General features: G+C 56.8%; 29 protein-coding genes. 10 read left to right on the top strand and 19 right to left on the bottom strand.

Annotated elements, in window-relative coordinates:
- Positions 1 to 96 precede the first annotated feature (96 nt).
- Entirely contained in the window at positions 97 to 1,338 is a 1,242-nt protein-coding gene (locus OS190_RS00690; RefSeq protein ID WP_267156735.1) for an MFS transporter, read from the top strand.
- Between the two features lie 177 nt (positions 1,339 to 1,515).
- On the opposite strand, the gene OS190_RS00685 is transcribed toward OS190_RS00690, so the two are convergent.
- From OS190_RS00685 to mbfA, 7 genes are all read right to left on the bottom strand, one after another.
- Complete coding sequence (locus OS190_RS00685; RefSeq protein ID WP_267156734.1) at positions 1,516 to 2,436, bottom strand: alpha/beta fold hydrolase; 921 nt, start codon at positions 2,434 to 2,436, stop codon at positions 1,516 to 1,518.
- On the bottom strand, positions 2,433 to 3,347 hold the full coding sequence (locus OS190_RS00680) for an ornithine cyclodeaminase family protein (RefSeq protein WP_267156733.1): 915 nt from the start codon (positions 3,345 to 3,347) through the stop codon (positions 2,433 to 2,435). The genes OS190_RS00685 and OS190_RS00680 overlap by 4 nt, the downstream gene beginning before the upstream one ends.
- Positions 3,344 to 3,964, bottom strand: a complete 621-nt coding sequence (locus OS190_RS00675) for an HAD family hydrolase (protein ID WP_267156732.1) — start codon at positions 3,962 to 3,964, stop codon at positions 3,344 to 3,346. The genes OS190_RS00680 and OS190_RS00675 overlap by 4 nt, the downstream gene beginning before the upstream one ends.
- Positions 3,965 to 4,030: 66 nt before the next feature.
- Positions 4,031 to 4,483: a YaiI/YqxD family protein gene (locus OS190_RS00670; protein WP_267156731.1), complete on the bottom strand. Its 453-nt coding sequence runs from the start codon at positions 4,481 to 4,483 to the stop codon at positions 4,031 to 4,033.
- A 3-nt stretch (positions 4,484 to 4,486) separates the two neighbouring features.
- Positions 4,487 to 5,320 carry an S-formylglutathione hydrolase gene (gene fghA / locus OS190_RS00665; RefSeq protein ID WP_267156730.1) on the bottom strand — a complete coding sequence of 278 codons (834 nt, stop codon included), beginning with the start codon at positions 5,318 to 5,320 and terminating at the stop codon, positions 4,487 to 4,489.
- A gap of 32 nt (positions 5,321 to 5,352) precedes the next feature.
- On the bottom strand, positions 5,353 to 6,282 hold the full coding sequence (locus OS190_RS00660; protein ID WP_267156729.1) for an AEC family transporter: 930 nt from the start codon (positions 6,280 to 6,282) through the stop codon (positions 5,353 to 5,355).
- A 38-nt stretch (positions 6,283 to 6,320) separates the two neighbouring features.
- Positions 6,321 to 7,295: an iron exporter MbfA gene (gene mbfA, locus OS190_RS00655; RefSeq protein ID WP_267156728.1), complete on the bottom strand. Its 975-nt coding sequence runs from the start codon at positions 7,293 to 7,295 to the stop codon at positions 6,321 to 6,323.
- Positions 7,296 to 7,420: 125 nt separating this feature from the next.
- Between mbfA and OS190_RS00650 the strand changes: the two genes are divergently transcribed.
- Positions 7,421 to 8,053: a TetR/AcrR family transcriptional regulator gene (locus tag OS190_RS00650; RefSeq protein ID WP_267156727.1), complete on the top strand. Its 633-nt coding sequence runs from the start codon at positions 7,421 to 7,423 to the stop codon at positions 8,051 to 8,053.
- Between the two features lie 92 nt (positions 8,054 to 8,145).
- Positions 8,146 to 8,436, top strand: coding sequence for an I78 family peptidase inhibitor (locus OS190_RS00645; RefSeq protein ID WP_267156726.1), 291 nt, complete (start codon positions 8,146 to 8,148; stop codon positions 8,434 to 8,436).
- A 357-nt stretch (positions 8,437 to 8,793) separates the two neighbouring features.
- Here the strand turns inward: OS190_RS00645 and paaK are convergent, their stop codons facing one another.
- Complete coding sequence (gene paaK / locus OS190_RS00640) at positions 8,794 to 10,104, bottom strand: phenylacetate--CoA ligase PaaK (protein WP_267156725.1); 1,311 nt, start codon at positions 10,102 to 10,104, stop codon at positions 8,794 to 8,796.
- Positions 10,101 to 10,547 carry a hydroxyphenylacetyl-CoA thioesterase PaaI gene (paaI, locus tag OS190_RS00635; protein ID WP_267156724.1) on the bottom strand — a complete coding sequence of 149 codons (447 nt, stop codon included), beginning with the start codon at positions 10,545 to 10,547 and terminating at the stop codon, positions 10,101 to 10,103. The genes paaK and paaI overlap by 4 nt, the downstream gene beginning before the upstream one ends.
- Positions 10,548 to 10,663: 116 nt before the next feature.
- Here paaI and OS190_RS00630 point away from each other — a divergent pair, with 116 nt between their 5' ends.
- Entirely contained in the window at positions 10,664 to 11,011 is a 348-nt protein-coding gene (locus OS190_RS00630; RefSeq protein ID WP_267157323.1) for a DUF2794 domain-containing protein, read from the top strand.
- A 71-nt stretch (positions 11,012 to 11,082) separates the two neighbouring features.
- Here the strand turns inward: OS190_RS00630 and OS190_RS00625 are convergent, their stop codons facing one another.
- The 3 genes from OS190_RS00625 to OS190_RS00615 all read right to left on the bottom strand — a co-directional run bounded on the left by OS190_RS00625 (position 11,083) and on the right by OS190_RS00615 (position 13,741).
- The gene (locus OS190_RS00625) at positions 11,083 to 11,856 is read right to left on the bottom strand and encodes a C40 family peptidase (protein WP_267156723.1); all 774 of its coding nucleotides are present in this window, start codon (positions 11,854 to 11,856) and stop codon (positions 11,083 to 11,085) included.
- Positions 11,853 to 13,235: a leucyl aminopeptidase family protein gene (locus OS190_RS00620; protein ID WP_267156722.1), complete on the bottom strand. Its 1,383-nt coding sequence runs from the start codon at positions 13,233 to 13,235 to the stop codon at positions 11,853 to 11,855. Before OS190_RS00620 ends, OS190_RS00625 begins: the two co-directional genes overlap by 4 nt.
- A 128-nt stretch (positions 13,236 to 13,363) precedes the next feature.
- On the bottom strand, positions 13,364 to 13,741 hold the full coding sequence (locus OS190_RS00615) for a hypothetical protein (RefSeq protein ID WP_267156721.1): 378 nt from the start codon (positions 13,739 to 13,741) through the stop codon (positions 13,364 to 13,366).
- A gap of 149 nt (positions 13,742 to 13,890) precedes the next feature.
- Between OS190_RS00615 and OS190_RS00610 the strand changes: the two genes are divergently transcribed.
- Positions 13,891 to 14,541: a carbonic anhydrase gene (locus OS190_RS00610; protein ID WP_267156720.1), complete on the top strand. Its 651-nt coding sequence runs from the start codon at positions 13,891 to 13,893 to the stop codon at positions 14,539 to 14,541.
- A 152-nt stretch (positions 14,542 to 14,693) separates the two neighbouring features.
- Positions 14,694 to 15,086 carry a hypothetical protein gene (locus OS190_RS00605; protein WP_267156719.1) on the top strand — a complete coding sequence of 131 codons (393 nt, stop codon included), beginning with the start codon at positions 14,694 to 14,696 and terminating at the stop codon, positions 15,084 to 15,086.
- A 188-nt stretch (positions 15,087 to 15,274) separates the two neighbouring features.
- Here OS190_RS00605 and OS190_RS00600 read toward each other — a convergent pair whose 3' ends face one another.
- On the bottom strand, positions 15,275 to 16,297 hold the full coding sequence (locus OS190_RS00600; protein ID WP_267156718.1) for an aspartate-semialdehyde dehydrogenase: 1,023 nt from the start codon (positions 16,295 to 16,297) through the stop codon (positions 15,275 to 15,277).
- Between the two features lie 137 nt (positions 16,298 to 16,434).
- Between OS190_RS00600 and OS190_RS00595 the strand changes: the two genes are divergently transcribed.
- On the top strand, positions 16,435 to 17,580 hold the full coding sequence (locus OS190_RS00595) for a DUF3095 domain-containing protein (RefSeq protein WP_267156717.1): 1,146 nt from the start codon (positions 16,435 to 16,437) through the stop codon (positions 17,578 to 17,580).
- On the opposite strand, the gene OS190_RS00590 is transcribed toward OS190_RS00595, so the two are convergent.
- From OS190_RS00590 to OS190_RS00575, 4 genes are all read right to left on the bottom strand, one after another.
- Positions 17,577 to 18,752, bottom strand: coding sequence for an MFS transporter (locus tag OS190_RS00590; RefSeq protein WP_267156716.1), 1,176 nt, complete (start codon positions 18,750 to 18,752; stop codon positions 17,577 to 17,579). The genes OS190_RS00595 and OS190_RS00590 overlap by 4 nt on opposite strands.
- 1 nt (position 18,753) lies before the next feature.
- On the bottom strand, positions 18,754 to 19,527 hold the full coding sequence (locus tag OS190_RS00585) for an aldolase/citrate lyase family protein (protein ID WP_267156715.1): 774 nt from the start codon (positions 19,525 to 19,527) through the stop codon (positions 18,754 to 18,756).
- 127 nt (positions 19,528 to 19,654) lie between these two features.
- Entirely contained in the window at positions 19,655 to 20,347 is a 693-nt protein-coding gene (locus tag OS190_RS00580; protein WP_267156714.1) for a winged helix-turn-helix domain-containing protein, read from the bottom strand.
- A complete protein-coding gene (locus OS190_RS00575) occupies positions 20,319 to 20,609 on the bottom strand; it encodes a hypothetical protein (protein WP_267156713.1) in 291 nt (96 codons plus the stop codon). The genes OS190_RS00580 and OS190_RS00575 overlap by 29 nt, the downstream gene beginning before the upstream one ends.
- Before the next feature lie 170 nt (positions 20,610 to 20,779).
- Between OS190_RS00575 and OS190_RS00570 the strand changes: the two genes are divergently transcribed.
- The 3 genes from OS190_RS00570 (at position 20,780) to OS190_RS00560 (ending at position 23,244) form a co-directional block, all read left to right on the top strand.
- Positions 20,780 to 21,307, top strand: a complete 528-nt coding sequence (locus tag OS190_RS00570) for a hypothetical protein (RefSeq protein WP_267156712.1) — start codon at positions 20,780 to 20,782, stop codon at positions 21,305 to 21,307.
- Positions 21,308 to 21,423: 116 nt separating this feature from the next.
- Positions 21,424 to 22,029: a ribonuclease HII gene (gene rnhB / locus OS190_RS00565; protein WP_267156711.1), complete on the top strand. Its 606-nt coding sequence runs from the start codon at positions 21,424 to 21,426 to the stop codon at positions 22,027 to 22,029.
- A gap of 114 nt (positions 22,030 to 22,143) precedes the next feature.
- Positions 22,144 to 23,244 carry a site-specific DNA-methyltransferase gene (locus tag OS190_RS00560; protein ID WP_267156710.1) on the top strand — a complete coding sequence of 367 codons (1,101 nt, stop codon included), beginning with the start codon at positions 22,144 to 22,146 and terminating at the stop codon, positions 23,242 to 23,244.
- Positions 23,245 to 23,388: 144 nt separating this feature from the next.
- Here the strand turns inward: OS190_RS00560 and OS190_RS00555 are convergent, their stop codons facing one another.
- Positions 23,389 to 23,799: a response regulator gene (locus OS190_RS00555; protein ID WP_267156709.1), complete on the bottom strand. Its 411-nt coding sequence runs from the start codon at positions 23,797 to 23,799 to the stop codon at positions 23,389 to 23,391.
- Positions 23,800 to 23,887: 88 nt separating this feature from the next.
- Positions 23,888 to 25,039, bottom strand: coding sequence for an alkane 1-monooxygenase (locus tag OS190_RS00550; protein WP_267156708.1), 1,152 nt, complete (start codon positions 25,037 to 25,039; stop codon positions 23,888 to 23,890).
- Between the last annotated feature and the right edge of the window lie 69 nt (positions 25,040 to 25,108).

Here is a 25,108-nt window from a genome sequence, read left to right as displayed (position 1 = left end):
CCATGGGTATTCCCTTTGGTGTCGGATCCATCACAAGGCTTTATTTGACGGTCCGGTCGTTCTGCGTCACGACTGACACAGATCAAAGGAAACCCAATGCAAGCACGCACACCCCTCATCACCCCCGTCCTGATTGTCAGCTGCGTGATCATCTTGATCAGCTTTGCGGTGCGTGCTTCTTTCGGGGTGTTCCAGATCCCGATTGCAGAAGAGTTCAACTGGCTCAGAGCGGAGTTTTCGCTGGCGATTGCGATACAGAACCTTGCCTGGGGTATCGGCCAGCCGATTTTCGGCGCGCTTGCGGAAAAGATCGGGGACAGACGGGCGATTGTGATCGGGGCGTTGGTCTATGCTGCGGGTCTGATCCTGTCGGCCAATTCGACAACGCCGATAGAACATCAGGCCTATGCCTGGCTGGTAGGGTTCGGCATCGCGGGCACGGGGTTTGGCGTGATACTGGCGGTGGTTGGGCGCGCGTCTTCCGAAGAAAACCGTTCAATGTCCCTGGCGATTGTGACCGCAGCGGGCAGTGGCGGTCAGGTGTTCGGTGCGCCCGTGGCGGAATGGTTGCTTACCTTTCTGACCTGGCAAAGCACGTTTCTGGTGTTTGCAGGTGTCGTTGTGTCGTTGATCCTGACCCTGCCGTTGATGCGGGCACCTGAAATGGCAAGCAAGGCAGAGTTGGAAGAAAGCCTGGGACAGATCCTGATCAAGGCTTTCAAGGACCCCTCCTACACACTGATTTTTCTGGGTTTCTTTTCCTGTGGCTATCAGTTGGCCTTTATCACCGCCCATTTCCCGGCCTTCGTGACCGAGTTATGTGGCCCGATATTGGCGGGCGGTGTGTTGCATAATATCGGGATCACCACGACTTCGGCACTTGGTGCGGTGGCGATTTCCCTGATCGGGCTGGCAAATATCGCCGGTACTTTGGCGGCAGGATGGGCGGGCAAGCGTTATTCAAAGAAATACCTGCTGGCGGGGATCTATACCGGGCGAACGATTGTCGCTGCACTGTTTATCATGTTTCCGATCACACCTGTCACGGTCATCCTGTTTTCAATTGCGATGGGTTCACTGTGGCTGGCGACAGTGCCGCTGACCTCGGGGCTGGTCGCGCATATCTATGGTCTGCGTTATATGGGCACGCTCTATGGCATTGTATTTTTCAGTCACCAATTGGGTAGTTTCCTTGGCGTCTGGTTGGGCGGGCGGATGTATGATGCATTTGGCAGCTATACGGCGGTGTGGTGGATTGGTGTGGCAATCGGCGCGTTCAGCGCAGTCGTGCATCTACCGATCCGGGAGCGGCGTCTCGAAGGGTTGGTCACGGCATAGCACCTGTATTTCCTGCACGGTCTGGCCAGTATGGCTCGTCTGAGCTGTAGGGAACAACGGCGCTGTTGATAGTCCTTGGCGTGAGGGTGTCGTTCGTGATGTACAGTGGCTTTCCCGTCTTGCGTGGGGTCTGGAAACCGGGTTGGAGTGGTTGGCTGCCTACCCTTGACCCTGACCTCAGGCAGGGGGGTTCAGCCAGTCGTTCATGATCTGGAATACCTGGTCGGTGTGGGTATAGGTCAACCCGTGGCCCGCGCCTTCGATCATCTCATGCTGTACGTCGCGATTCCATGCGGCGAGGGTGCCCAGAGCGGAGGAGTGGATCATGTCGTCCTCGCGCCCCCAGATTGCCAGAACGGGTGTGCCTTGTGCGGCGATGGCACGATGGTCGTGAGACAGGTCCTCGCTCAGGATGCCGCGCAGACTGGCCAGAACGGCGGGGACAAAACCTTTTAATTCAAGCTCTCCCAATTGCAGATCGTTGATGTGAGGTACGGATGTAGGCAACGATCGTTCCGCCTTGAGACCGCGCCGCAAGACGAAGGGGTACAGGGCGAGCATGAGCCAATCACCGATCAGCGGCGTATCCTTGATGAAACCGACGAGACCGGCTTGGGGCACATGCATTCCGGCTGACGCGATCAGGACAAGTTGGTGAATGCGTGCGGGATAGGCCCGGGCAAAACAGGTCGCAATAGCACCACCCATCGAATAGCCGACCAGCGTAAACCTGTCACTGACTCCCTCATACGCCAGGAGTTCCGCCAGTTGATTGACAAAGAAGGCGCGGTCTTGGAGGCCTTTGGGTTTGCTGGAATAGCCGCGGCCGTAGAGATCATAAGTCAGAACGCGATACCCGGATTTCGCAAGCGCACGCGCCAGACCGCGCCAGACAAAACCGGGCGTTGTCAGGCCATGCACACAAACGAGAACCGGCCCGCGTTGAGGGCCGTGCCATTCGAAATGGGTTACCCCCTGTGATAGTTCGACGAAGTTTCCGGTGGCCGATCCACGGATGGCATCGTCCATCGTTTGCCGTCGGTGTTCGATCACCAAAGGCGCGGCAACCAATGCTCCAAGGAACAGCAACCAGATCATGCCGGGGCGGTCCACCGGTCAAGAATATACCGCGAAGTCATCAGGTCCAGGTGGGCACCTCCCCCATTTTTGAACAGGGTGATGTCGTCAGGGGCGCGGGTGAACTTTTCCAGATCGTAATAGTCCGCGATCAGATGCGCAGGGGTGATGACACCTTTCTCAAGCGGAATGCTGATTTCGCCGATATGGTCGACTGTGGTTTCAAAACTGTCGACAAAGACCCGGCATTTTTTCAAGGCTTCGTCGTCCACTTCGCGCATGTCGGGTCGGTAGGCACCGATCAGGTCCACATGCTGTCCCGCACGCAACCATGCGCCCTTTATCAGTGGATCGGTTGACATGGTTGCGCTGGTAATGATGTCTGCCTGTCGCACGGCGGTCTCTAGATCGTCGGAGACACTGAGTTCAGGTAATTCACGTGCCATCGCATCGGCATTGGCACGGGTGCGGTTCCAGACGGTGAATTCCGCCTGTGGAAAAGCGGCGGCATAGGCGGCATGGAGGGCGCGACCCTGGTTGCCTGCGCCGATGATCGTGATCTTGCGACTATCGGGCCGGGCAAGGCGACGGGCGGCGAGGAGGCTGTCGCCAGCGGTTTTCCATTTGGTGACGAGGTGGAAATCGACAATGGCGGCAAGGGTGCCATCCGCATCATCATACAAGTTCAGCCCACCATTGACCATTGGTGAACCATTGGCCGGGTTCCCCGGAAAGATAGTTGCCGTTTTCACCGCAAGGCCAAGCCCGTCAATCCAGGCGGCGCGGCTGAGCACCGTGTCCTTGCCACGATAGAGAAAGGTATCACCGATTTCGGCCTTGGGCAGGCTGTGCCCAGCGGCGAGAGCATCGGTGAGGCCGATCCAGTCCAGAAGTTTTTCGCCAGCGTCGAAGGGGATCATCGGGATACTCATGTCGCGTCCTTTGCGTCCAGCAGGCCTTCAGCGATGAGGCGGTCAGCCCAGCCTTGCGGATCTTTGAAATGATGTGTCTGCCAGCCGCGTGCGGCGGCGGCAGTGATATTGTCGATGCGATCATCGGTAAAAAGCAAGGCTTCGGGTCTGATACCGCTGATGCGTTCTGCCGTTTCGTAGATGCCTGGGTCCGGTTTGATGATACCGATATGGCCTGAGATGAAATCGCGGTCGAACTGCGTCAGGAAAGGGTATTTCGTCGCCGCAAGGTCGTAGGTCTGGATGCCGAAATTGGTGAGGGAAAAAACCGGCACGCCACTGGCCTGCAAGGCCGACATCAAGCGAACAGAATGCGGGATCGCCGGGGCGGCCATGTCAAGCCAGCGGTCGTGCCAAATGTTTAATTCGGCTGTCCAATCGGGAAAACGGTGGATGGTTTCGTCGATAACGTCACGAAAGGTTTCACCACTGTCCACTCGGTCATTCATGCCATGCAGGTCGATCGCGGCAAACATGGCCCGGCGATGGTCCGGCCCGATCACACTATCGAAAAAGCGTTCGGGCTGCCATTCGATCAGGACATTCCCGATGTCAAAGACTACCGCTTGAGGAGTCATGCCTTTCTCTCCAACTGGGATCGGAGACTTTGTGAGTTTCCGACCGCTTTCTTACAAGGAAAATGACTACTGCCGCATCGCGGCGCGTAATTCGCGTTCCAAGGCATCCAGAAAACGCGACCGATCCGCCTTTGTAAAGCTCTTGCCGCCGCCTTGCCGGAAGGGGTCCGCCGCCCGCAGGTCCGTCATCAGATCACGGGTAGCCAGAACATTTCCGATATTGGCGGCCGTCAGGGCCTCGCCATTGTGTTTGAGCACTTTCGCGCCCGCCTCGACGCATTTTGCCGCTAATGGAATGTCGCCTGTCACCACCACATCTCCTGTGCCGCAACGGTCGGCGATCCACATATCGGCCACGTCCGGACCGTCAGCGACGATCACCGTTTCGACATAGGGGTTTTGCGAGGGGCGCAAGCCGCCATTGGACACAACGAACATGCGCAGCTTGTGTCGGGTGGCAACACGTTCGGCCTCGGCCTTGACAGGGCAGGCATCGGCGTCAATGTAGAGCGCGGTCACGGCCTATCCGCCATAAAGCGCCTCGGCGTGGAAGGCGATATGGTCTTCCATGAAGGTTGAGACAAAGAAATAGCTGTGGTCATAACCGGGCTGGAGACGAAAGGTGCCTTGCTGGCGCTTGCTGGCAATGGCCGCAGCAAGGGCTTCGGGTTTCAGCAGGTCAATGAACTGATCCGCGTTTCCCTGGTCGATCAGCAGCGGACCGTCGAAACCGGTTTCGGCCATCAACAGGCTGGCATCATGTTTGGTCCAGGTGCTCTCGTCATCCCCAAGATAGGCAGAAAGTTGTTTGCGCCCCCAATCGCTGCCGGTGGGGTTGGCGATGGGTGCAAAGGCAGAAACAGAGAGATACCGCCCCGGCAGGTTCATCGCCAGCGTCAAGGCACCATGCCCGCCCATGGAGTGACCAGTTATGCCCTGACGCTCCATGTCGAGAGAAAAGTTGTCACCCAGAAGCGCAGGCAATTCCGTGGCAATATAATCCCACATCTGGAAATGGGGAGACCATGGGTCCTGGGTCGCGTTTACATAGAAACCGGCACCTTTGCCCAGATCATATGCGTCGTCGTCCGCGACATCATCGCCCCTTGGGGAAGTGTCGGGAAAGACAACGGCGATGCCATGTTCGGCGGCCCAGGATTGTGCGCCTGCTTTGGTCATTGCGTTTTCATGGGTGCAGGTCAGACCGGCCAGAAACCACAGGACGGGTACAGGACCATCGCGTGCTTCCGTTGGCAAGAAAAGACCGAAGGTCATCTCGCAATTGCATACGGTCGAGGTATGCGAATAAACCCCCTGGGTGCCGCCAAAGCAGACATTCTCTGACAAGGTTTTCATAGCGCAATTCCTTTGGTGTTGGGTTTGGTGTTTCAGGGCGTGGTGATCCAGCCGATCACAAGGCTGACAGTGAGAATACTAAGAGCGGTCGATACGAGGATGGCAGTAGAGACACGCACCGGTGCGACGCCGTAGTGTTGGGCCAGCATATAGACATTGCCCGCAACAGGAAGGGCTGCAACAGCGATAATCACACCGGCCTTGAACGGATCCACGCCAAACAGAAACAGCGCGGCAAATCCGACAAAAACCGGGTGCAAGACCAGTTTGCACAGGGTGAGCCAACCGGCGACAGGCATGTTGTCAGGACGGGTAAAGGCCAGCGACGCGCCGATGGCAAAAAGTGCGCCCGGCGTCGCTGCTCCACCCAGGATGGCAAGGAATTCGTTCATCGGATCAGGAATGGGAATATGAAGGCCTGACCAGATAAACCCTGTTGAAATCGCCACGATCATCGGGTTCTTGATCAGGCCAAGACAGATGTTGCGCAACATGCGCAGGCTGACCTGACCATCACGTGAACCAGTTATCAGAATGACGATGAGACTGGAGAATACGATCAGGTCGATGGCCAGGGCCAGCAGAACCGGGCCGATCGCTTCCGGCCCGAGTAGCAAGGTCAGCATCGGCACGCCGAGAAAACCCGTGTTCCCGATCACCGCGCATTGCGATTCAATCGCGGTCGTGGCGATGTCGAGTCCACGCAGGAAGCCCACAAGGGTCGCAATGCCATAGACGAATGCCGTTCCCCAGAGATAGGCGGCAAACAGGCGCGTATCCCAGAGTTCGCTAAGCGACAGGTTGGCCGAAAAACGAAACAACATTGCCGAAAGCGCGAAGTAGAACACGAACTTGGTGAGGAACGCAGTTGCTTCGGCGGTGAAGAACCGGGTGCGTCCGGCCCAATACCCCAACCCGATCAGGGCAAAGAACGGCAGCGTTTTTAGGAAAATCGCAAGCATACTTCAGGATTAGCCAGCAATGCAGATCAGTACAAGGTTCATCCTGACCCGATCAACACCCCGGCAGCAAAGACCAGCGCCCCACCCAGGACCACTTGCATTGCCGCACGGAAAAACGGGGTCTCCATAAATTTGTTTTGTATCCAGGCAATTGCCCAGAGTTCGACAAAAACCACGACAAAGGCCACGATTGTCGCCGTCCAGAAATCGGGGATCAAATAGGGCAATGCATGCCCCAGACCGCCCAGTGTTGTCATGATACCCGAGGCAAACCCCCGCTTCCACGGTGATCCGCGACCTGACAAGGCACCATCGTCCGACGCGGCCTCGGTAAAGCCCATGGAGATACCGGCACCCACAGAGGCGGCAAGACCGACAAGGAAGGTGGTCCAGGTGTCCTGAGTTGCGAAAGCGGTGGCAAAGATCGGAGCAAGGGTTGAAACAGAACCATCCATCAACCCTGCCAGACCAGGCTGCACCCAGGTCAGCAAAAACTGGCGATGTGCCTGTTCGTCTTCGGATGCAGTGGTTTCCTTGTCCAGATGTTGGGCGGAAAGGTCTTCGGCCGTGGTCTGATGCCCGGCCTCCGCAGCCGCCAGATCTCCCAGCAGTTTGCGGGTTGCCGCGTCAGAGGTGCGCGCCGCAGCCGCGAGGTAAAAGCGTTCTGCGTCCCGCTCCATGGCACCTGCTTCGGTGCGGATACGTTCCAGCGACAGATTTTCGATCAACCAAACCGGCCGGCGCGCATAAAAGCCCGACACATGTTCACGCCGGATCAGAGGAATGACTGAGCCAAAACGTGTTTGGTGCAGGTCGATCAACAACTGGCGGTGGCTGTCTTCTTCGGCGGCCATGCCGTCAAAAACAGTGGCTGATGCCGGAAAATCGCTACGCAGGGTTTCCGCGTAGCCGCGATAGATTTGGGCATCGTCTTCCTCGGATGAGATGGCCAAGGCCAGTATTTCTTGCTCTGACAGGTCCTTGAAACGTTTGCGGTTCAGTGAAAAGCGCATGATGAATCCCTCTAGTTAGAATCATTCTAATAATCTGGCTCACCTATCACAAGGTACCAATGCAATTAGCGCTTGGAACTGAACGAAACGGTTTATATTCTGCCTGTCTGAACCAAGGAGCGCCCATGAACGTAACGACCCCCAAAGTTCGCAAGGGCCGAAAGTTTGACCAGGTGCTCAGTGGTGCCCGCACTGTGTTCATGGCGGACGGTTTTGAGGGGGCCAGCGTGGACGAGATCGCGCGGGTGGCGGCGGTATCCAAGGCGACACTTTACAGTTATTTCCCCGACAAGCGCTTGTTATTTATGGAGGTTGCCAACGCGGAATGTGCGCGGCAAGCTCAAGAAGCGCTTGACAGCATCCATATGGAATCGGCACCACGCAAAGTTTTGTCACAAGCGGCCCACCACTTTTTGCGCTTTATCACCTCAACCTTCGGCTTGCAGATTTTCCGCATCTGTGTGGCGGAATCGGATCGGTTTCCTGAAATCGGGCGCAGTTTTTATAACTCTGGTCCTGCGTTGATGCGCCGGAAGATGGCGGAATATTTCCAAGGTGCCGAGGCCCGTGGTGAATTGAAGATAGATGACTATACCCTTGCTGCAGATCAGTTTGGTGAATTGTGCAAGGCGGACCTATGGCCGCGCCTGATCTTTGGGGTTAGCAAATCTGTTACCGAGGCGGAAATCAGCCATGTAGTCGACGGTGCCGTTGAAATGTTCATTGCCCGCTACGGCACCGACAAAACCCCGAAGTAGATGTGAAATGTGGCTCCCCACGCGCACCCCAGATAGTGACAACTGGTGCATCAAGACGAGCGTTCGCAACGAAGCAACAAAGGAGAAAGCAGATGAAAATTACCTCAATGACCGCAGCGATGATGGTAGGGCTGTTGCTGGCCGGCTGCGCCACCCCACCGACGCCCCGCAACACCGCCCGGCAACAAGCAAGCGGGGAGGACAGTTGCAATGCAGCGGCCTACCAGAACCTCATCGGACAGGATGCGGTTGTTGATTTGTCCCTGCCGGAACCCAAGCGGACCTATCGGCTGGGTGATCCCGTAACGGCCGATTTCAATGCGGCGCGGTTGAATATCAAGCTGGACGATACAGATACGATCATTGCAATTGATTGCGGTTGAGCCGGCAGCATTGCCAAATCCCGGATGTAGGGGCGGCGGGGAGATCAGTATATCTTTTACTTTCCCAGAAATGAGTCGGTTGAGATGCAATATTCCAGCATGATTGGGGGCTTTGATTTCTTTGATCAGCAAATCCACCAGTTGATTGCAAAGATAGCATGCCCCCAATAGGCGGATAATTTAATCCGTATGATCTGCGGCAAGGTGCAACTGGCCCAAGCCTCTGATGAGATCCACGGCCTGATGTCTGAATTCCTCAACATTCGGGCGCGGCTTTGGCGCAGTATTGAGGTTTATTTGCTTTACTGGCTGTAACGTCGATTTCCGGACAGGGAACCTGTTGTCGGCAGATCCGCATTATGTCTTTGGCCGGTTGTCGATGATCCGAACCGCTTTGCCTTCGGAGCGCTTCACGCCGCCGACGTCTGCCACCTCGATTTTGACGCTGATGCCGACGGTCTGTTTGATTTTGGCTGACATTGCCTTGGCCGCAGCTTGACGGGCTTCTGCGCTCAGATTTGCATCTGCGCATTCGCAAAAGACGCACATCTGGTCCATGCGGTCGGGACGCGACAGTTCGATCTGGAAATGCGGGGCAAGGCCGGGTGTGGCCATCAAGGCTTCTTCGATCTGGGTCGGGAATACATTGACGCCCCTCAGAATGATCATGTCGTCGCTGCGTCCGGTAACTTTCTCCATCCTGCGCATGCTGCGGGCAGTGCCGGGTAACAGGCGTGTCAGGTCGCGGGTACGGTAGCGGATGATCGGAAAGGCCTCTTTGGTGAGCGAAGTGAAAACCAGTTCACCCTGCTCGCCCTCCGCGACCACCTCACCGGTTTCAGGATTGATGATCTCGGGATAAAAATGGTCTTCCCAGATGTGGAGCCCGTCTTTGGTTTCGACACATTCCATTGAAACGCCCGGTCCCATGACTTCAGAAAGACCATAAATATCAACAGCATGCATATCAAAGGCCTGTTCGATTTCATTGCGCATGGCATTGGTCCAGGGTTCTGCGCCAAAGATGCCGACCTCGAGCGAGCTGTCACGCGGATCAATGCCTTGAGCGGCGAACTCATCAAGAATTGACAGGGAATAGGAGGGGGTGACGGTGATCCCCTTGGGTTTGAAATCTTCGATCAAACGGACTTGACGCGGGGTCATGCCGCCTGAAATGGGATAGGTTGAAAGACCCAAAGCATCCGCGCCCAGATGGATTCCGAGGCCGCCAGTGAACAGCCCGTAGCCATAAGCATTGTGCAACATGTCACCGGGGCGCATGCCAGCCGCCCGCAGGGATCGGGCCACGACGCTGCCCCAGTTGTTCAGGTCATTCTGGGTATATCCGACAACCGTTGGCTGGCCAGTGGTGCCGGAAGACGCATGAATGCGGGCAACTTGTTCACGCGGTACGGCGAACATCTTGAACGGATAGTTATCACGCAAATCGGTTTTGACCGTGAAGGGAAATTTGGAGAGATCGCTGAGATCTTGCAGATCATCGGGGTGCACGCCTGCGGCATCAAAGCTGTCCTTGTAGAACGGCACGTTGTCATAGGCGTGGCGCAGGGACCATTTCATACGCTTGAGTTGCAGGGCGGCGATTTCATCACGGCTGGCGAGTTCAATGAGGTCGAGCGTGTCGCGTGCCGGGGTCAGGTCTTTCATGAGGTGTTCCCTTCTTGCTTTTCTTCGAAGTGCTGGCCTTTGACCGTACGGGAGAGCCCGCGAAACTGCGCGATGCTGCGACCGTCTTCGCCGGTGACAGTCACATCATAGACGCCTGAACGCCCTGTGCGCGATACCTCGCAGGCGGTCGCGGTCAAGACTTCGCCTGCCTGGCCCGGAGTCAGATAGGTGATCTGGTTTTGCTGGGCGACAGTGTTCTGGTTGTAACTGTTGCACGCAAAGGCAAAGGCGCTGTCAGCCAGCGTGAAAATAAAACCGCCGTGGCAAATGTGATGCCCGTTCAGCATGTCGGGACGCACGGTCATCGTCAGCGTGGCATGACCTGGTCCGACATCAACGATCGACATTCCCAGCCCGGGTGATGCGCGATCCTGCGCGAACATCAATTCGGCGCATTTGCGGGCGCGGTCCTGCGGGGTCATAGTTGGTTGCTTTCATGTTTCGTAAACCTGAACACTTGCACTAATGGGTCATGCTATCAACAGATTTGATCCTGCACGCTCTTGATTTGACGCGCAAAGAACGCAACTGTGAGGGCATGACATGCCACCTTCCACCTCAAGTGACGCCATTCGAACGTCCGCCCGAACAGGTTGCCTTTCACAGGACGGAACTGTCGGTCATCCTGTCGCTGTACGGTCGCATGGTGGCCGCGGGAGAATGGCGCGATTACGGCATATCCTGTTTACGTGAAGTGGCGGTGTTTTCCGTGTTCCGCCGCACCGCCGAGATGCCGCTTTACCGGATCGAAAAGCGGCCGAAGTTGCGTAGCAAGCAGGGGCAATATGCGGTGATTGGCGCGGCGGGTCAGGTGTTGAAACGTGGCGCGGACCTGAAATCGGTGCTCCGGGTGCTGGAGCGCAAGTTGATCCGTGCGGTCGAATAGACCGCATGTGGGCGGTGCTCGTGGAGAGTGCGGACGGTATATAAGGCCAAAAAGAGGATCAGTGCGGTGTCTTAAAACCTGCGGTGCGCCGTGACGGGACCGTCGCCCTGGGTTTCTATGCGACTGATGGCAGCCTTGACCGGTTCATGGGTGACGGCCATGGCATGGGCATTGGCATGGATCAGCGTTTCGGGGTCGGTGACCAGGGCGACATGGCCTTTCCAGAACAGCAGATCATTGCGTTTGTAGGGGCCTTCGGCCTTTTGCCCCAGATCCAATTGCATGTCGCTGTCGCCGGGACAGGGGATACCGCAGGCCAGCAAGGCGGCCTGGACAAGGCCGGAACAGTCGATTCCCCAGCGCGAGTTGCCACCCCAAAGATAGGGCGTGCCGAGGAAAAGCGCAGCAATAGCGGCAGGATCCTGTGCCGCCTGCGGCAGCGGGGCGAGATGGGCGCGGGGGATGAAACCGAGGGAAGTTTGCGCGAAAGCGCCGATTGTGGCGGTGACGGACAGGCGGCTTGCGAAACTGAGGCTGGTCAGGTCGGGTGATTTGAAATCCGCACGGGCATAGGCATGGGTTGCTGCGGCGCTGACAAAATGTGTTGCGGTCCCGAAGGCGGCATGGCTGTTGGCGGGAATGTAGCCGCAATAGCCGTCTTTGGCAGCTTGCACATAGGACCATCCAGCAGTCCTGTGGAGGATGGTTATGGTCTCTCCGTACAGGAGTTGTCTGTCGCGCGGTCCCGAAGCGGTGCGGCAGAGATCAACCACGGGCAGGATGATCTGCGCAGGATCGGCAAGGGTCGCGACAGCGGGATCGGGCGTCTGGCGGGGATCGCTCATGGGATCATCAGTTCTGAGATCGCAGTGTGAAGGGCACGGGTAGCCTGGCCAACGCCGCCTTTGGGTCGTGCTGGCGCATCACCGGGTTGCCAGCCGTAGATGTCAAAATGTGCATAGGGTGTCTGGGTGACAAAGCGGCGCAGGAACAGGGCGGCGGTGATACTGCCGGCAAAGCCGCCCTTGGGGGCGTTGTCAATGTCGGCGATACCGGGTTCGATCAGGGTTTCGTAGGGGTCATGAAAGGGGAGGCGCCAGACCGGGTCGCTTTCCCGTTGCGCGGCATTTTCGAGAGCTGCGACAAAGGCGGGATCCGCGCTGTAATAGGGGGCCAGATCAGGGCCGACGGCAACGCGGGCCGCCCCCGTGAGCGTAGCCATCGAGATGATCTGGTCTGGGTTTTCTTCGTCTGCGAGGGCCAGGGCATCAGCGAGCACCAGGCGTCCCTCAGCGTCAGTATTGTTGATTTCGACCGTGAGCCCCTTGCGCGAGGTCAGGATGTCGCCCGGGCGGAAGGCATTGCCGGACACCGCGTTTTCGACCGCGGGGATCAACACGCGCAGTTGGATGGCGTGACCGGTGGCCATGATCATATGCGCAAGGCCCAGCACAGCGGCGGCACCGCCCATGTCTTTCTTCATCAGTGCCATCGAGGCACCGGGTTTGAGATTCAGGCCACCGGTGTCGAAACAGACGCCTTTTCCGACCAAGGTAAGCTTGGGCCCTTTGGTACCCCAGGTCATATCGATCAGGCGGGGCGCGCGGTCTGCTGCGCGGCCGACGGTGTGGATCAGCGGGAAGTTCCGGGTAAGCAGCTCATCACCCGCGATGACAGAGATTGCTGCGCCATGCCGGTCGACCAGATCGCGGGCAGCCTGTTCCAGATCGGGCGGACCCATGTCATTGGCGGGTGTGTTGATCAAGTCACGGGTCAGAGCTTCGCCGGCTGCATGTGCCTCGATCCGGGTGATATCGACCCCGTCAGGTGCGACCAGCCGGGCCGCCAAAGGGGGTTGTTTGCGATAGCGGTCAAATCGGTAAGCGGCGAGTAACCAGCCCAGCGATTCGACAGAGAGGGTGGCGGTATCAACCTGGCTGATGATGCGGTAGTCCCCCTTGGGGAGTTTGCCGACGGCAGCCGCCAGATGAAAGCGGCCCCGCCGCCGTGTGTCTTCGGTGCCGAAGCCGACAACCGCACTGGCTGGCGTGCCGTCGGGGCCTGCGATGCTGGCCGCCTGTCCCAAAGCGCCGGTGAACCCCTGGCCGGTCAGTTGGTTTTTTGTGGCGGCGGGCTGCTGGGCGAGCCATGATTCAACCTGATCCTCAGGAAGAACATGCAGGGGAATGGCGGTGTCTGAAGCGGGGGCAAAGGTAAGAGACATAAAAGACCTTGAAGTGACTATGTTGAACATAGCCTAAGCCTTTTGCGCGGGCCTGCAATGGCTTGTGCAGGAATAGCGCTGTTCGGGTTTTTCGCGCTTTTTGTGCTGTAAGAACCACTGCCAAGCCGTCAGATTGTTACATCCTGACTTTCCCAGATCGCCGAGAGGGAACGGTCCCCCACACGCATCAGACGCGACAGGGTTGCGGCGATCGCCACACCATTGGTTTGGTCAATGCACCGGATTACGTCGTTTGCCACCCGGCTGAGCGCCTGCATCCCGATCTGATCCGCAATCGCAATCAGTGACCGCGTGTTTCTGCGCAATTCGTGCCACTGTCCTTGCCGATACAATTCTTCGCTTTGCGACAGACGTAGGGAGAGTTCCTCCAAGGCCCGGCATAGGACGTCTTCGGCCCCTGCGGGGCCCAGTTGAGAATACAATCCGCCCAGTTGGTTCTGATCGAGGTTTACGTTTTCCACCGGTTTGATGTGCAGAAGCTGCATGATGTGTCACCCATTATTCAGCCCCCACGGCTCGCAGTCTTTTGCCGACAAGTGATGATGAAATGGTTGAGGCCTGATTGCCTTTTCTCTCGAAACTGCCAAAAAATTGCGTTACTTCCTGCGCAATATCACTGAACGAGGAACTGAAAATGAAGAATGTGCGGCCGCTGCCCAGCTATTTGGTTCAACGCTATCATGGCTGGAAGGCCACCGGATATGCCGACAATGAAGCCTGGTACCGTCGCCTGGCAACAGACGGGCAGCATCCGCGTGCGATGGTGATCTCGTGCTGTGACAGCCGGGTACATGTGACGTCGATCTTTGGTGCGGATCAGGGCGAGTTTTTCATTCACCGCAATATCGCCAATCTGGTGCCGCCATACGAACCGGATGGCGATCATCACGGCACTTCGGCAGCCGTCGAATATGCGGTTTGCGTGCTGAAGGTCAGCCATCTGATCGTATTGGGGCATTCCAATTGCGGCGGCGTCAAAGGATGCATCGATATGTGCAAAGGCAATGCGCCCGAGATGGAAGAGAAATCGAGTTTCGTGGGGCGTTGGATGGACATTCTGCGGCCAGGATTCGAAATGGTTGCAGACCTGCAGGACCCCGAAGAACAGACCCGCGCCCTGGAAAAACAATCTGTGATGGTATCGTTGGAGAACCTGCTGACCTTTCCCTTTGTTCAACAGCGAATCGACAGTGGTGAATTGACCCTGCATGGTCTTTGGACAGACATTGGTGAAGGCGGCCTGGAACATTATAGCCATGAATCCAAATCGTTCCTTCCCGTTTGAGGGGAGGCTTGTCCGCGCCTGTTCATGAGGGCGCGGCGCAGTCGTCCCGCGCGGGGGGCATCCCGGGACAGATACACAGGCGCGCAGTATCTGTCTGCAGGGGTAATACGGACTTAACGCGATTTTAATCGATTCTCTTTCAGCCTTGTCTGATGCCACCGGAGATCGTCCCCATAGAGCCGCCTCAATCCCTGCTGTACAACGCGCGATATGTGACAGCGCATCAGGATGTCAGCATCGGGCATCTGGTGCGCCGCTTGCTGGCACGGGAGATCGCGCGCCGCCTTCATGTGGATGCCACACAAGAGGGGGATCAAGGCCTTGTCATGGCATTGCAGACGTTGCTTGCACGCGACATGGCCGAGGCAACAAATTGGAAAGATCTTGGGGAGCGACTGGCCGTGCAGGGGTATGAATTGCAACCTGGTATCGGTGGCGTCACCTTGGTCAAGGTCCCTTGTGAAACGGAAGTATGCAGAATGTCCGAACTTGGCTTTCCCTATCGCAAGCTGGTGTGCCGCTTTGGCACCGATATGCCGGGATAAGTTGATGGGCTGAACTGGTTGCCCCCTGAACCGAGAGGCACCGTGGTGGCAGTCGGCGCGGGTGGCATGATCGGAAAAGATTGAAACAGGGTGCCGGTTTCCCGGCAGGGTGTCGTAGTTTGCGCTAAGCGGGAAAACAAAAGACGCCCCGAGAGTGAACCGGGACGCCTTGATACCTTATGCGGGACTTAACCCTTTTTCAGAACTTCGCGCCCCAACAGTTCCGCAATCTGTACTGCGTTCAAAGCAGCACCTTTGCGCAGGTTATCGGAAACGCACCACAGGTTCAGGCCGTTGTCGATTGTGCTGTCTTGCCTGATCCGGCTGATGAAGGTTGCAAAGTCACCGACACATTCGACCGGCGTGACGTAACCGCCGTCCTCTCTCTTGTCGATCACCATGACGCCGGGTGCCTCGCGCAGGATGTCGCGGGCCTCGTCTTCGTCAAGATGGTTTTCGAATTCGATATTGATCGCTTCGGAGTGACCGACAAAGACCGGAACACGCACACAGGTTGCAGTGACCTTGATGTTCTTGTCGACGATCTTTTTCGTTTCCGCGACCATCTTCCATTCTTCTTTGGTCGAACCGTCGTCCAGAAAAACATCAATATGCGGAATCACATTGAACGCGATCTGTTTGGTAAACTTGTTGGGCGGCACATCCGAGGTCGGATTATAGATTGATTTGGTTTGATCCCACAGCTCGTCTGCGCCTTCCTTGCCGGCACCCGAAACCGATTGATAGGTGCTGACAACAACGCGTTTGATCGTCGCGCGGTCATGCAGGGGCTTGAGCGCGACAACCATCTGCGCCGTCGAGCAGTTTGGATTCGCGATGATGTTCTTTTTGGCATAGTCGTGTATGGCCTGCGGATTCACCTCGGGCACGATCAACGGCACATCCTTGTCATAGCGGTATAGTGAAGAGTTATCGATCACTACACAGCCTGCCTTGGCCGCACCGGGGGCGTATTTCTTGGTCGCTTCCGAGCCCACAGCAAAAAGTGCCATGTCCCATCCCGTGAAATCAAACGTATCGAGGTCCTTGCATTTCAGCGTCTTGTCACCAAAGCTGACTTCCGTACCCAAAGAACGACGGCTGGCAAGTGCCACAATCTCGTCCACAGGGAACTGGCGTTCAGCCAGGATGTTCAGCATTTCGCGGCCCACATTGCCTGTGGCGCCCACGACGGCGACGCGATAACCCATCTTATTTCTCCGTTGTATAAAGGGATAGCTCGCGGCACATACACCGCTTGTCGGACCGTGAAAAGGCCTTGGCGGCACATGGCTGGTCTGTGTGACTTGCACCGTGCTAGACTTGGCCGTCTAACAAGGCTGGCAGGATGACATCACGCGATCCATTTTACGATCATTTGCCGCGTATCAGCGACTTTGATCAATTGACCCAGGCAGATCGCTTTACCGCGCTACCGCAGGATTGGCTGGTGGGTACAACCGACATCGTCAACTCGACCGGTTTGATCAAGGAGGGACGGTACAAGACGGTGAACATGGTCGGTGCTGCAGTGATTTCCGCCATGATGAATGCGCTTGATGGTGCCGCCTTTCCTTTTGTGTTCGGGGGGGATGGTGCCGGTTTTGCGGTACCGCCGTCGGATGCGGCCGCAGCACGCGATGCCCTGGCGCGGGTTGCCCGCTGGGCAAAGGATTCCTTTGACATCGAGATGCGGGTGGCTCTGGTTCCCGTTGCCCATGTCCATGCGCATGGCGGCGACGTGCGGGTCGCACGGTTCCAGGTCTCGGACGGGGTGGATTATGCCATGTTCGACGGGGGCGGGTTGCACTGGGCCGAGGCCCAGATGAAGGCGGGAAATTATGCAATCCCGCTTGCGCCCGAAGGTGAACAACCCGATTTGACGGGTCTGTCCTGTCGCTGGTCGCCGATGCCTGCGCGGAATGGAACAATTCTGTCGATTCTCGTGACACCGGTGGAAGATGCCCCGGTCGAAGCAATTTCACGGCTGTATGACCGCGTGGTAACGCTGGCGCATGGGTTGGAACGGGGCGGCCACCCGGTGCCCGAAAATGGCCCCGGGTTTGGATGGCCGCACAAAGGCGCGTCGCTTGAGGCGCGTGCCAGCCGCGGCAAGGGATCTTTGGGCGCGGCCTGGCGCAAGGCAATGTTTGCGTCAATCATTGCCTGGGTGCTGATCCGCACCGGTTTCAAGCTGGGTGAATTTGATGCCCGGCATTATGCGCGGATCGTGGGAAAAAATGCCGATTTCCGCAAACGCGATGATGGTTTGAAAATGACTCTGGATTGTGACGCCGCAACCCAGGCGCAGATCGAGGCGGTATTGAGTGCCGCAAAGGCGCAGGGGCACATCGATTATGGTACGGCAACGCAATCGCATGCGATGATGACCTGTATCGTACCGTCAATCATGACGGACGATCATGTGCATTTCATTGATGGTGCCGGTGGGGGCTATACGCTGGCTGCGTCCAAGATGAAGGGGCGCGTCTAATCTGCCTGGTCGCGGCTGAAAAGGTAGATCGCAAAGCCAATGGCAAGAAGCGCGGTGAACAGCACAAAGACGGCAACATAGGGGGCAGCGGCAGTTTCCGCAGGCATGGAGGCGCGGTAAACCCGTCCTGAAATAAATTGCGCCACGCCAACCCCACCGATGCTGAACAGGTTGAGCATTGTTACCCCACGTCCAATCAGGTGCGGCGGCAGGAAACTGCGGCCATGGGCCATGACAACCGGATAGGTCATGCCGAAAAAGCCGATCACACAGAACAAGGTGACCGACAGGATTACGCCATGGGAGGGCAGCAGGATCAGTAAAGTGCCCGCCGCCAGCGTGATTGCCGAGCCACCTGCAATCATCCATTTGCGAGAGGGGACGAAGCGGTCCATCGGGCCATAGGCCAGCGCGCCTGCGACCATCGCAATGCCCATCAACAGGCTGGCCTGTCCGATGGCACCGGTGCTGGCCCCGAATACATCGGCAAGGTAGGGACCGATCCAGAGACCCCTTACCGCGCCGGAAATGGCATAGGTGACGCCCATCAGCGGAAAGATGAACCACAGCGCACGGATCCGCATCAGTTCGGCCAAAGATCCTTTTTGCTCACCTTCAGTCTTGGCGGGATCGCCGACCAGGGTAAGCGTACCAAAGGCCACGGCCGCGGATAGGCCCGCCAGACCCCAAAGCGAGCTGCGCCAGCCCAGGGTTTCCGCGGCAAAGGCCATCGGGTAAGCCGCCACGAGATTGCCCATGCTGCCCAGGCCCACCATCATCGAGGCAAGCACAGCGAATTGGGAGGGCGGATAGACCCGTGCGAAGATATAGTAGGACGCCATCAGGACCGGCGCGCAGCCGACCCCGATCAAGGCCATGGCAATGCTGATATGCAGCGGGCTGGTGGCCAGAGCAAAAACCGCCGCCCCGCCGCCACCGCCAACCAGCAACAGCCAACCTGCGGTGCGGCGCGGGCCGATACTGTCAAGGGCAGCCCCAATCGGGATCTGGCAGGCAGCAAAGGTCAGGAACCAGAGCCCTGATGCAAAGGCGAGGTCATCGGGTGTGGCACCGACATCGCGTTCAAGGATTTCGGACAGAACCGCCAGGAATGCACGGAAAAACTGGCTGAGCACATAGGCCAGCCCCAGAAGAAAGATACCAGCATTCATATCAGTGCATTGCCTTCCATTTGGAGGCAAGTGCCTGCGCAGCGTGGCTAAGTAGCAGAACATCCGCCCCTACAGCGACAAACTGTGCACCCGCTTCGAGTGCGGCTTGGGTCATCGGATCATGGGTTGACAGGATGCCGGGGGCCTTGCCGGCTGCTCTGATCCGGCGCAGTGCATCCATGATCGCCTTCTGCACATCAGGGTGCAACGCATTGCCCATATGACCCATATCGGCAGCCAGATCCGCAGGGCCGATAAATACGCCGTCGATGCCGTCAACGGAAAGAATGTCGTCCAGGGCGGCCATGCCTTTCAGGTTCTCAACCTGAACCAGCAGGCAGATTTGCGCATCCGCAGTTGTGCCGTAATCGGTGATCTGCGAAAATCGCGCTGCACGACTGAGCGCATAGCCAACGCCACGCTCACCGTGGGGCGGATAGGTCACGTCGCGGACCAACTGCCGTGCCTGATCGGCACTTTCGACCATCGGGACCAGCAGGCTTTGCGCCCCGGCATCCAACGCCTGTTTCAACATATAGGTTTCGCCAACCGGCAGGCGTACCACCGGATGGCTGTTTGAGGCTTCCAGCACCTGAAGTTGCGCAAGGATCGAACGCAGATCGTTTGGCCCGTGTTCGCCGTCAATGACCAACCAGTCGAAACCGGCGGTGCCCATCAGTTCGGCGCTAACGGTATCGCCAAGACCAACCCAACAACCGAAAACCGTTTCACCCGCGCTGAGGGCTTTTTTAAAGGCGTTCACTGGGGCTGGCATTTTTCGCATCCTGCAACTGGGGTTGATCGCACCCTAGACTTGGATCATCTGATTTGACCAGAGGGCGCGTTTCCCTGCAAGGGGAGGTCCGGCCCGCAGAGACAGGTGGATTTCCATCCCGGGGGTTTCAGATCACTTTGATCACGTCCTTGTCGATGGCGAGCATATAGCCGCGCCGTGCGATATTTTTGACCAGCAGTTCCGAAACAATCTGATTCCCCAATGTATCGCGCAGCCGCTTGATTCGTGTTGCGCCTGCAGCTTCATCACAATCAGAGGCATTGCGCCCGGATATGACACCTTCGATTTCACTGCCTGACATCACATCATCGTCCATGCGCGCCTCTGCCAGAACGCTCATCGTTTCCATGGCTGCATCAGTCAGCTTGAAACCGAGGTTGTTCAGATAGACGGTATTTTCTTCGCGGCTGATCAATAATGAATTCACCTGAATGCCGGCACGCTCAATCTGCGCCATGCGACGATTGAAGGTGATCAACATGATCAGGAATACCAAAGCCGCCGCCAGCATGGCCGCGGCAAAGACCAGCAGGACAAAGATCACCATCCGGTAGCTGGCCAATGTCGCGGAAAAGGCGGTGCCCGACTGGGCGAGGATTTCCAGAAGTTTGATCGTGGCCCCGCTGGTCAGATCATCATTTTCGACAAATATCCGTTCGACCTGTGCGTTAAACAGGTTGGCATCAGGTAGGGTCCAGAACAACACAACGGCACCGGTGATCAACAGCGCGACAATCGCGGCGATGCCAAACCCGACAAAACGGCGCAATTCAGAAGCGGAGGTAGTTTTGTCCGGCACTGTCTTTCCTTTGATCAAGTCCATCCTCGCCAAACACCGAGAGGATGTTAAGCAATTGCCACCCCTGCGCAGCCAATCGCGGGGCAAGCTCTGCTGCTGCCGCGCGCAGGTCGCAGGTGCCGTTAATCTGCGCAACACCATATTGCAGGCGCAAAGGGTTGTCCTGTTTCGCTTTGTAATCGACGTAACACCCCGCCGCTTGAACGGGTAGGGCGCTGATCATGACAAGCGCGAGGGCGATGGAGAAGCAAGTGTGTTTCATAGTTTTATCACTGCGCCTTTGTAGGGCGTTATTCAATATCCAGAGTCGCTGCCCGGGCATGTTATTGGATAGCAAAGCCCTGTTATTGCCTGTCTGTGTGTGACCCGGCCAGTTTGATCCCATCAAAGCGCGGGCCCTCCTGCACTGCGCATCACAGAAGGATCAAACCTATGTATCGCAAGTTTATCGCCACTGTAGCTGCTGCTTCTATTGCGCTGACGGCATTGGGTGCCTTCCCTGTCGCCGCCGGTGAGAGGGATACCGCCAAAGTAATCGCTGCGATTTTGGGTTTGGCTGTCGTAGGCAAGATCATTCATGATCGCAACGAACGCAAGGAAGAGGCCAGACACGATAGCAAAAGGCCGATCTACCGCACGCCTGAATACAAGAAACCGGTGCATCGTGTCCCCGAGTATAAGAAACCGGTTCATCAGCCGCCGCGCTACACACAGCCCAGACCGCGTCCCTTGCCCGATCGGGTAAACCGCAAGCTTTTGCCGCAGCAATGCCTGCGGAGTTTTGAAACCCGCCAAGGCAGGGTGCGGATGTTTGCCAATCAATGTCTCAAGCGGAACTACAAATTCGCACACCGTCTGCCGCAGCAATGCAGCTATGTCTTCAGCACCCCGCGCGGCGACCGCCGCGGATACGAGGCGCGATGCTTGCGTGATCGGGGTTTCCGTTTGGCGCGGGGATAACACCGCGCGCGTGTCCGGCGGGCATGTCCCTGCCAATCGGACAACTGGGGGAGGATGTTCGGGCATCCTCCCCTTTTTCGTTTGTGGTTTTGGTCTGGTTCGGGTTTTGAGGGAACATGACACCAGATTTCGAATTTGAGCGCGCCGCCATGGCGCAGGGATTTGCACGTATCGCAGGCGTTGATGAGGTTGGGCGCGGCCCGCTTGCCGGACCGGTTACGGCGGCAGCGGTTGTTCTGGACCCTTTGCGCATTCCCGAGGGGCTGAACGATTCCAAAAGGCTGACCAAAAGGGCGCGCGCAAGACTGTATGAAGAGATCAGCGAGGTGGCCGAGGTCAGCATCGCACATGCAAGTGTCGAAGAAATCGACGCGCTCAATATTCTACGGGCCAGCCATCTGGCAATGATCCGTGCGCTTGAGGGCCTCAAGACCCCGGCGGATTATGCGCTGGTCGATGGGAACATGCTGCCACAAGATCTGGTCATGCCGGCGCAGGCAATTATCAAGGGCGACGCCCGATCTCAGAGTATTTCGGCGGCTTCAATTATGGCTAAAGTTTGTCGAGATTGTGTCATGTTGTCCCTGGCGCAACAGCACCCCGGCTATGGCTGGGAAACCAACATGGGATATGGATCAAAAAGCCACATGAATGCACTGCAAAATCTGGGTGTAACCCCACACCATAGACGTTCGTTCAAACCGGTACACAACATGTTGTAGCAAGAAATTTTCTTAACTGATTGATTCAAAAAAGAAATTGACCGCGAATCCTCTTTGACTCATCCTGATCTCAACCAACGAGCACAAAATGTGCCGGGGACAGAGGCAGAATAAATGAAGACGATTGAGAAGAGCACCGCGGTGCTTCCATTGAACACGATTCTAGACGGTGACTGTATCGAGGCGATGAATGCGCTTCCCGAATGCTCGGTCGATCTGATCTTCGCTGATCCACCCTATAACCTGCAATTGCGTGGCGATCTGATGCGCCCTGACAATTCCAAAGTGGACGCCGTGGATGATGAATGGGACCAGTTTGCGAGTTTCAAGATTTATGACGATTTTACCCGTGCCTGGCTGAAAGCCGCGCGTCGACTGCTCAAACCTAACGGCGCGATCTGGGTCATCGGCAGCTACCACAACATTTTCCGGGTTGGGACCGCGCTGCAAGATGCCGGCTTCTGGATCTTGAATGACGTTGTCTGGCGCAAATCGAACCCGATGCCGAACTTTCGTGGTAAACGCTTTACCAATGCTCATGAGACAATGATTTGGGCAGGGAAGGACGAGAACGCCAAATATACCTTTAATTATGAAGCGTTGAAGGCGTTGAATGAAGGCATACAGATGCGCAGTGACTGGGTGTTGCCAATCTGTACAGGTCATGAGCGACTGAAAAACGAAGAGGGTGACAAGGCGCATCCAACGCAAAAACCTGAAAGTTTGCTGCATCGTATTCTGGTTGGATCGACCAATCCCGGTGATGTGATTCTGGATCCATTCTTTGGTACGGGCACCACAGGTGCGGTTGCCAAGATGCTGGGCCGTGATTTTATCGGCATCGAACGCGAGGAAGCCTATCGCAAAGTTGCCGCCAAACGTCTGAGCAAAGTGCGCAAGTTTGATCGCGAGGCGCTGCAGACCAGCACATCGAAACGCGCTGAACCGCGTGTCCCCTTTGGCCAACTGGTCGAACGCGGCATGCTGCGTCCAGGCGAGGAACTTTATTCCCTGAACGGGCGTCACAAGGCCAAGGTGCGTGCCGATGGCACCTTGATCGGCTCAGATGTCAAAGGGTCAATCCATCAGGTAGGCGCGGCTTATGAAAAAGCGCCAAGCTGCAATGGTTGGACATACTGGTGTTTCAAGAAGGAAGGCAAGAAAGTGCCTATCGACCTTCTCCGCCAGCAAATCAGGGCCGAAATGGCCAACTGAATTCACCAAATTCGTACACCGCCGGTGCCTGCGGCCTTCCTCATGAAGGGCGCCTACAAAGGCACTTACCTCAAGCCCCGCCCTTGTGGCGGGGCCTTTTTGTCTGGGGTGTGCTGACAACGCCGCCGGGAATGCGCTCTGCCCTCACGGGGATTGCCTGTTCAGAATGGTATGTACATATCTGCCGTCAAACTCCGTCTTGTTGAGAACATAGGCCACACCCGCCCTGGATGCCTTTTCCCACATAAAGGCCGAAGGCCAGTCACTGACCATGATCACGGGAATCGTGGCAAGATCGGGATTGTGGGCAAGTTCCAGCGCGAAATCGGCGCCAAGCCCGTCAGGCAGATTATGGTCCAGCAGGATCAGAGACATCGGACCTTTTTCAAGCGCCCGCCGCGCCGATTTGAGCGTTGATGCGATGACGATCCTGATGCTTTCGTGGGATTTTTTCAGAATACGTGTCAGTTTTTCGCGGTCAAAAACACTGTCTTCCACAATCAGACAGGTCTGACAGGGTTGCAAGGTCGATAGTGCCGTGACGTTCGTTCCCATGTAATGCCTCTTCGCTATGCACATAGAGGCGTGTCATGAAACCATTAAGATTGAGTGTTTTTACCTGACAGGATAACCGCGCCAAAAGTTATCGCGGCATTGGTGTCTGGCGTTTGTTATAGTCCGTCCAATCGCTGATCTCGGGGTAATACATCCGCCGCCATTGGCGCACCTTGGGGTTCATGATGCGACGCCAAAGCGGGGGCACCATTGCCGCCATGGTCATGACCGGATACCCAAAGGGCAGTTGAGGTGCCTCGTCTGCACCGTAGTTCTGCAACAAGGGAAAGCGTCGGTCAGGTTTGTAATGATGGTCCGAATGGCGTTGCAGGTTGATCAGCAACCAGTTCGATGCCTTGTGCGCCGCATTCCACGAGTGGTGCGGTTTAACATGTTCATATTTGCCCGCGCCCAGATGTTTGCGGGTCAGACCGTAATGTTCGATGTAATTGACCAGCTCCAACTGCCAGATGGCGATACCCGCCTGAAACAGGAACAACAGCAGGCCAGACCATCCGCCCAACAGCAAAGCCAAGACAAGACAGCCGGCTTGCAATCCCCAGAATTTCCAGAATGGATTGCTAACGTCGTGCCAAGGTAAGTTTTTCCGTGCCAGCATATCTGCTTCGGCCTTGAAGGCCGAGTGCAGCGATTGGCGTAGGACACGTGGATAAAACCGGTGAAATCCTTCGTTGTATTGTGCTGTTACAGGGTCGCGAGGGGTGGCAACATAGCGATGGTGTACCAGCAGGTGTTCTGACCGGAAGTGGGAATAGAGTACCATCGCAAGCAGGAGGTCAGCCAACCCGCGCTCAATCCGGTTTTTCTGGTGCATCAATTCGTGGCTGTAGTTGATCCCGATAGTGCCGGTGACCACGCCGACACCAAAGAACAGGCCGACACGTTCAAGCAGGCCGAGGTGTTCAGCCTGGGGGACATACCAGATCAAACCGAAGAGTGTGACAAACTGTGCCGGTACCCAGATCATGGTGATCAGGCGATACCAGTAAAGATCATTCTCGGTTGCTTCCAGGTCAGCGTTATCAAGTTCAAGTCCGACAATCGCATCCAGAATCGAGAACAGATACCACGTAACAGCAGGGATCAATGCAATCGTCCAACCGCCAAAATAGGTGGCAAGCCACGTTAGCGGGATCAGGCCCAGCGACATCCAGAAAGGCAAGGCGCGCGACAGGCGCCTCAGGTCTTCGCGGGAAATGTCGGGGTATTGGGGTATCATGGATGGCGACCTCAGAAGGCACGGTTTTGCTTGCGTATAGCGCGAAAGTCTAGGGGCTCAAAGCGGCGA

This window comes from Sulfitobacter sp. F26204 (genome assembly GCF_026410305.1).
In the GTDB taxonomy this organism is placed as follows: Bacteria; Pseudomonadota; Alphaproteobacteria; order Rhodobacterales; family Rhodobacteraceae; genus Sulfitobacter.
The sequence above is the reverse complement of the archived record's forward strand: the minus strand, read 5'-3'. Positions and strand labels throughout refer to the sequence as shown.

Excerpts from the sequence above, each read along its gene's own strand:
- paaI (WP_267156724.1), bottom strand. The coding sequence starts at position 10,547 with ATGACCCCGCAGGACCGCGCCCGCAAATGCGCCGAATTGATGTTCGCG.
- paaK (WP_267156725.1), bottom strand. The coding sequence starts at position 10,104 with ATGAAAGACCTGACCCCGGCACGCGACACGCTCGACCTCATTGAACTC.
- OS190_RS00625 (WP_267156723.1), bottom strand. The coding sequence starts at position 11,856 with ATGAGCGATCCCCGCCAGACGCCCGATCCCGCTGTCGCGACCCTTGCC.
- OS190_RS00660 (WP_267156729.1), bottom strand. The coding sequence starts at position 6,282 with ATGCTTGCGATTTTCCTAAAAACGCTGCCGTTCTTTGCCCTGATCGGG.
- OS190_RS00560 (WP_267156710.1), top strand. The coding sequence starts at position 22,144 with ATGAAGACGATTGAGAAGAGCACCGCGGTGCTTCCATTGAACACGATT.
- OS190_RS00570 (WP_267156712.1), top strand. The coding sequence starts at position 20,780 with ATGTATCGCAAGTTTATCGCCACTGTAGCTGCTGCTTCTATTGCGCTG.
- OS190_RS00555 (WP_267156709.1), bottom strand. The coding sequence starts at position 23,799 with ATGGGAACGAACGTCACGGCACTATCGACCTTGCAACCCTGTCAGACC.
- OS190_RS00620 (WP_267156722.1), bottom strand. The coding sequence starts at position 13,235 with ATGTCTCTTACCTTTGCCCCCGCTTCAGACACCGCCATTCCCCTGCAT.
- OS190_RS00585 (WP_267156715.1), bottom strand. The coding sequence starts at position 19,527 with ATGCCAGCCCCAGTGAACGCCTTTAAAAAAGCCCTCAGCGCGGGTGAA.
- OS190_RS00650 (WP_267156727.1), top strand. The coding sequence starts at position 7,421 with ATGAACGTAACGACCCCCAAAGTTCGCAAGGGCCGAAAGTTTGACCAG.
- OS190_RS00680 (WP_267156733.1), bottom strand. The coding sequence starts at position 3,347 with ATGAGTATCCCGATGATCCCCTTCGACGCTGGCGAAAAACTTCTGGAC.
- mbfA (WP_267156728.1), bottom strand. The coding sequence starts at position 7,295 with ATGCGCTTTTCACTGAACCGCAAACGTTTCAAGGACCTGTCAGAGCAA.
- OS190_RS00605 (WP_267156719.1), top strand. The coding sequence starts at position 14,694 with ATGCCACCGGAGATCGTCCCCATAGAGCCGCCTCAATCCCTGCTGTAC.
- OS190_RS00615 (WP_267156721.1), bottom strand. The coding sequence starts at position 13,741 with ATGCAGCTTCTGCACATCAAACCGGTGGAAAACGTAAACCTCGATCAG.
- OS190_RS00610 (WP_267156720.1), top strand. The coding sequence starts at position 13,891 with ATGAAGAATGTGCGGCCGCTGCCCAGCTATTTGGTTCAACGCTATCAT.
- OS190_RS00675 (WP_267156732.1), bottom strand. The coding sequence starts at position 3,964 with ATGACTCCTCAAGCGGTAGTCTTTGACATCGGGAATGTCCTGATCGAA.
- OS190_RS00590 (WP_267156716.1), bottom strand. The coding sequence starts at position 18,752 with ATGAATGCTGGTATCTTTCTTCTGGGGCTGGCCTATGTGCTCAGCCAG.
- fghA (WP_267156730.1), bottom strand. The coding sequence starts at position 5,320 with ATGAAAACCTTGTCAGAGAATGTCTGCTTTGGCGGCACCCAGGGGGTT.
- OS190_RS00685 (WP_267156734.1), bottom strand. The coding sequence starts at position 2,436 with ATGATCTGGTTGCTGTTCCTTGGAGCATTGGTTGCCGCGCCTTTGGTG.
- rnhB (WP_267156711.1), top strand. The coding sequence starts at position 21,424 with ATGACACCAGATTTCGAATTTGAGCGCGCCGCCATGGCGCAGGGATTT.
- OS190_RS00550 (WP_267156708.1), bottom strand. The coding sequence starts at position 25,039 with ATGATACCCCAATACCCCGACATTTCCCGCGAAGACCTGAGGCGCCTG.
- OS190_RS00600 (WP_267156718.1), bottom strand. The coding sequence starts at position 16,297 with ATGGGTTATCGCGTCGCCGTCGTGGGCGCCACAGGCAATGTGGGCCGC.
- OS190_RS00630 (WP_267157323.1), top strand. The coding sequence starts at position 10,664 with ATGACATGCCACCTTCCACCTCAAGTGACGCCATTCGAACGTCCGCCC.
- OS190_RS00645 (WP_267156726.1), top strand. The coding sequence starts at position 8,146 with ATGAAAATTACCTCAATGACCGCAGCGATGATGGTAGGGCTGTTGCTG.
- OS190_RS00575 (WP_267156713.1), bottom strand. The coding sequence starts at position 20,609 with ATGAAACACACTTGCTTCTCCATCGCCCTCGCGCTTGTCATGATCAGC.
- OS190_RS00690 (WP_267156735.1), top strand. The coding sequence starts at position 97 with ATGCAAGCACGCACACCCCTCATCACCCCCGTCCTGATTGTCAGCTGC.
- OS190_RS00595 (WP_267156717.1), top strand. The coding sequence starts at position 16,435 with ATGACATCACGCGATCCATTTTACGATCATTTGCCGCGTATCAGCGAC.